The sequence below is a fragment of the Pseudomonadota bacterium genome (genome assembly GCA_026388215.1).
Taxonomy (GTDB): domain Bacteria; phylum Desulfobacterota; class Syntrophorhabdia; order Syntrophorhabdales; family Syntrophorhabdaceae; genus JAPLKF01.
Window position 1 is genome coordinate 1 of sequence record JAPLKF010000178.1, and the last position, 4935, is coordinate 4935.

At 41.8% G+C, this 4935-nt stretch carries 5 protein-coding genes; all 5 read left to right on the top strand.

Features of this window, described 5'->3' with window-relative positions; translation table 11 throughout:
• Positions 1–442: 442 nt before the first annotated feature.
• The gene (locus tag NTU69_09905; GenBank protein MCX5803824.1) at positions 443–1933 is read left to right on the top strand and encodes a type I restriction-modification system subunit M; all 1491 of its coding nucleotides are present in this window, start codon (positions 443–445) and stop codon (positions 1931–1933) included.
• Positions 1933–2532 carry a DUF6036 family nucleotidyltransferase gene (locus tag NTU69_09910; GenBank protein MCX5803825.1) on the top strand — a complete coding sequence of 200 codons (600 nt, stop codon included), beginning with the start codon at positions 1933–1935 and terminating at the stop codon, positions 2530–2532. Before NTU69_09905 ends, NTU69_09910 begins: the two co-directional genes overlap by 1 nt.
• Entirely contained in the window at positions 2513–3550 is a 1038-nt protein-coding gene (locus NTU69_09915; protein MCX5803826.1) for a hypothetical protein, read from the top strand. The genes NTU69_09910 and NTU69_09915 overlap by 20 nt, the downstream gene beginning before the upstream one ends.
• A gap of 10 nt (positions 3551–3560) precedes the next feature.
• Positions 3561–4247: a restriction endonuclease subunit S gene (locus NTU69_09920; protein ID MCX5803827.1), complete on the top strand. Its 687-nt coding sequence runs from the start codon at positions 3561–3563 to the stop codon at positions 4245–4247.
• Between the two features lie 154 nt (positions 4248–4401).
• Positions 4402–4935, top strand: a 534-nt coding sequence (locus tag NTU69_09925) for a DNA methyltransferase (GenBank protein ID MCX5803828.1), incomplete at its 3' end; no start/stop codon positions are given.

Genomic DNA, 4935 nt, shown 5'->3' on the forward strand with positions numbered 1-4935 from the left:
GTATATAAAAGATGCTCATTTTCTATCATCTGATGGCCGTATGATTCAGCCTTTTTCTGGGCGTCGGAGATAGCTTCCTGAGCCTTGATGGTTAATTTATCCCAGTTCATATGTTCACCTCTTTTAAGCGTTCAGCAATCAACTGTCAGCTAACAGCTTGAAAAGAATTATTTTGCATTTGAAGGCTAATTGCTGAGAGCTGACTGCTAAGATTAATATAATCACTATTTCAATAAAAACAATTATACTTATTCTTTGGAAAGAGATCATTTTTACAGTGATAGATTTACCTAATGTTAGTTTTAATAAACATTATATAATATATTTAGTATAACATCATTTATAATGATGATAAACTATATAATATAAATAATACTTGACATTTATTTATCTTTGTATTATGTTTCATACATAAAACGATATTTTGATTTAAGAGGGTGATATGGAAAAGATAACTTTAGAGAAGTTGGAGACCCATCTCTGGGAATCTGCCAATATACTCAGGGGTAGCATTGATGCCTCGGATTACAAGAATTACATTTTCGGACTCCTTTTCTTAAAGCGCCTTTCCGATGTATTCGATGAGGAAGGTGAAAGGGTTGAGAAAGAAACAGGCGATAAAAACCTGGCATGGAGGACACCTGATGAGCATGAGTTTCATATCCCTGAAAGGGGTCATTGGAACTACATAAAGACGAAGACTCAGAACCTCGGGGAAATACTTAACAAAGCAAACGATGCCCTTGAGGAAGCAAACGTGGGAAAGCTTGAAGGTGTTCTCTCGGTAACCGATTTTAACGACAAAGACAGGCTTCCCGATGAGATATTATCAAAATTGATTACCCACTTCTCCACAATCTCCCTGCGAAACGACAACCTTACCGACCCGGACATTCTGGGCCGGGCTTACGAGTATCTGATTGCCCAGTTCGCTGATGATGCAGGAAAGAAGGGGGGAGAGTTTTATACGCCGAAAGAGGTGGTGAGGCTTCTCGTGGAGATACTTGACCCGAAGGAAAGGATGAGAATATACGATCCTGCTTGTGGTTCTGGCGGGATGTTAATACAGTCCGTGTATCATCTCAGGGACACCGGCCAGAACTGGAAAAACATTTCCCTCTTCGGCCAGGAGAAAAATATTGGAACCTGGGCTATCTGCAAGATGAACATGCTCCTCCACATGATAACCACCAGACTTGAAAAGGGCGATACCCTGAGAAAGCCAAAGTTTTTAACAGAAGAAGGCAAACTCATGGAGTTTGACGTTGTTATCGCAAATCCACCTTTTTCTTTGAAGAACTGGGGATATGAGGAAGCCCAGGACGATTCTTACAGAAGGTTTCGTTTTGGTATCCCACCAAAAGGTTACGGCGATTATGCCTTTGTTCAGCACATGATTGCAACGCTTAATGTAACCGGCAGGGCAGGTGTTGTACTCCCCCATGGAGTGCTGTTCCGTGGAGGGGCTGAGGGGAAGATCAGACAGGGGATACTGGAAGAAGATTTATTGGAAGCAATTATAGGGTTACCCGATAATCTCTTTTATGGTACCGGGATTCCTGCCTGTTTGTTCATTATAAACAAGAATAAACCAAAAGAGCACAAGGGTAAGGTCTTTTTTCTCTATGGAGCAAAGGATTATCTTGAAGGGAAAAACCAGAACAAGCTCAGGCAAGAGGATATCAAGAAAATTGTTGATGCATATCGTGGCTATGTGACAATAGATAAATACTGCCGCCCTGTTTTGCTCGATGAAATCCGTTCCAATGACTATAACCTTAACATTGCCAGATATATTGATATAACAGAGGCAGAAGAGCTAATAAATGTTCAGAAGGTGATTGACGAACTGGCAGGATTGAAACAAGAACGGTCTCAAGTAGAGGGAAAAGTGAATACCTATTTGAAAGAATTGGGTTATAGGATTGAATAATGTTTGATAGTGGCACAGAAATTGAAAAGATATTGAGTGCCCTCGGTGAGCAATTGGACACTATTCATGCAGTAATACCTGAGCTTGTTGTATGCGGGGGTTCAGCACTTAACATGCTCGGATTTGTAAGCCGAACAACAAAGGATGTAGATGTAGTTGCTTTTATTGAGAGGAGCCTCGAGGGAAATGTTGATTTCAAAGAGGCTAAACCCTTTCCTCCTGAGCTTGTCGATGCAATGAAAAAGGTGGCGAGAGATTTTGATCTGCCTGAGGATTGGCTGAATTTAGGGCCTGCCTCTGCTCTCGACTTAGGGTTACCGGAAGGGCTGATAGAGAGAGTGGAAACAAAAAGGTATGGGAAAAGTCTAACTATACATTTTCTTGGCAGATATGATCAGATACATTTCAAGTTATATGCCGCCGCAGATCAAGGAATAGGGAAACATTATGATGACCTTCTCGCCTTGAAACCTACTTCTGAAGAGTTAGAGAAGGCTGCACGATGGAGCATGACCCATGATGTATCAGAAACCTACAGACAAAGCATTAAAGACTTATTGAAATATATGGAATATGAAGATGTCGCAGACAAACTTTAGAGATATATTCCTCGATAATATCCTTAGTTTTCTCTGGAGGCAGTGGTCTGCCCTCGGGGTACTCGGCGGGGCAAAGGGTGAAGACCCCTGGATTATAGACCCTGAACCGCTTCTCATATTTACTCTTGAAATGGCACGGTATGAACCGAGGCTCTTTGATGAAGTCATCGACTGGCTTATTACGAACGGGAAGTGGATTGACATGCAGAGGCTGAGAGGCATATTGAGACAAAGAGAAAACCAAGGTTATCGCCTTGTTGGTGCAGTTTCCGAGTTCCTTGCCTCACAGGGACAGGAGAGAAAATGGCAGAACCTTGTTAGGTTTTGTTTCAGGGATATACCTGATGAATTGGAAAACCTTTTTAAAGAAAAGGAATCAAGGGCCCAGAGACTTTTAGCAATGATCGAGACTGACAATATATTTGCAAAATATGGATTTGTTCGTAATGTTCTTAAACCGAGTGGAAAATCGCGAGAGGTAATCCCGGGTACGCAATCAACTATCCGTTTCTTACTCCGTGCCCTATTTGGTGTTGGAAGCCGTGCCGAATGTATCCTCTATCTTCTCACACATGATGGAGGGCATCCTGCGGAGGTTGCAAAGGCTATAGGTCTTTCCATCCGAGGCACGCAGGATGCATTGATTGAGCTTTCAAAATCTGGTTTTGTCCTTACACGTATCAGGGGGAAAAGAAAAATTGAGTACTGGCTTTCTGAAGAGCGATGGTGGGAATTTTTGTCAAAGGGGAGTATCGGGGAGATTAAGAAGCCAGTCTGGATTGACTGGATTGCCCTTTATGGAGCTCTATTAAAGGTCTGGCAGGCTATTGACGAGATTGATGAAACCACATCTGATTATATAAGGTCGTCGATACTGCGTGATGCAATGGAGGTTGTGGGGAATGAGTTTGCGAGAAGCGGCATTGCCATACCGCTCATTCCGGGGAGGGATGTAAAACCAGAAGACTATGAAAAGGTTTTTAAAGAGTTTATAATGAAGTTGTTTGGGGCGGAATAGGTAAGAGATTATGGGCCAGGTAAAGAGCTTGGAAACAGGCGTGAAATTCAAGGATACACCTATCGGGAAGATACCGGTGGATTGGGAAGTGGTAGACCTTGGATCAATGTGTAACGAAATTTATAGATACCCCACCGATTACAATATAGAATATGTTGAGCAAGGCAAAGGTGTGCCTGAAGTAAGAGGTGAGCTTATTAAAGACGATGGAGAACTCAGCGATGACCTATCGAATTACAGGTATATTTCAGAAGAAACTTCACAACAATTCCCAAGAACTATTTTGTGTGAAGGAGATTTTGTAATCTCAGTGAGGAGGGGTACACTTGGGAAAATAGGCTATGTTTCTAAAAAATTTGAAAGTGCAAATGTAACTGCAAATCTTATGCGTATTTCCCCAAAACGAGAAAAAGTATACCCACCGTGGCTTAAACAATACTTCTTAAGTGATTTTTTTCAGACGAAACTGCATGAAGTATCATCTGCAACAACAATCAAAACGATTAAAACACCAGAACTTAGGAGTATGATTGTTACTCTCCCTCCGCTTAGCGAACAAAAAAAGATAGCTGAAATATTATCAATTATTGATTTAGAAATAGGCACGGCAAGGAGACAAGCAGAGAAGCTTGAAACTATGAAAAGAGGACTAACGCACATTTTATTAACCGGAAAGGTAAGGGCAAGGGTGAATTAAAAAATGGCCAAGCCGATCTTTAACGAAGATACCCTCTCTGAAAGACCTGCCATCGAGCAGTTAAAAGGACTTGGTTACCATTACATCTGGTTTTAATGAAAATAGTTTGCAAAAAATCGGAAAATGTAATATTCACAAGATGAAGGGGGGCACGTTGATTAAATCCTACATAAAATCGCTGCTCGATGTTGCCAACCGCGGGGATGCCATAGAGCAGAGCTTTTATTCGACCCTCGAAGGATTGTTACAGGAATATGCAAAATCAATCGGCAAACATAACATTCACATTACAACGCTGCCAAAAAAGACCGAAGCTGGGAACCCCGATTTCAGGTTATGGGACGGGAAAGAGCATCTCATAGGGTATATCGAGGCAAAAGCCCCGACGGTTGAGAATCTGGACCAGATAGAGGCAACTGACCAACTAAAACGCTATCTCAATACCTTCCCGAACCTGATACTCACCAACTTCTTTGAATTCAGGCTTTACAGAAATGGCATCATGACAGATAAGGTGCTTATTGGCAGACCTTATATTGTGCAAAAGCTTAAGATGACCCCGCCACCCGAGAAGGAGGATGTATTTTATAAGCTCCTTGAAAAGTTCTTTGCCTTTTCCCTTCCGAGAGTTTATGACGCAAAGAACCTGGCGATAGAACTGGCAAAAAGGACGCGGTTTCTAAGAGAC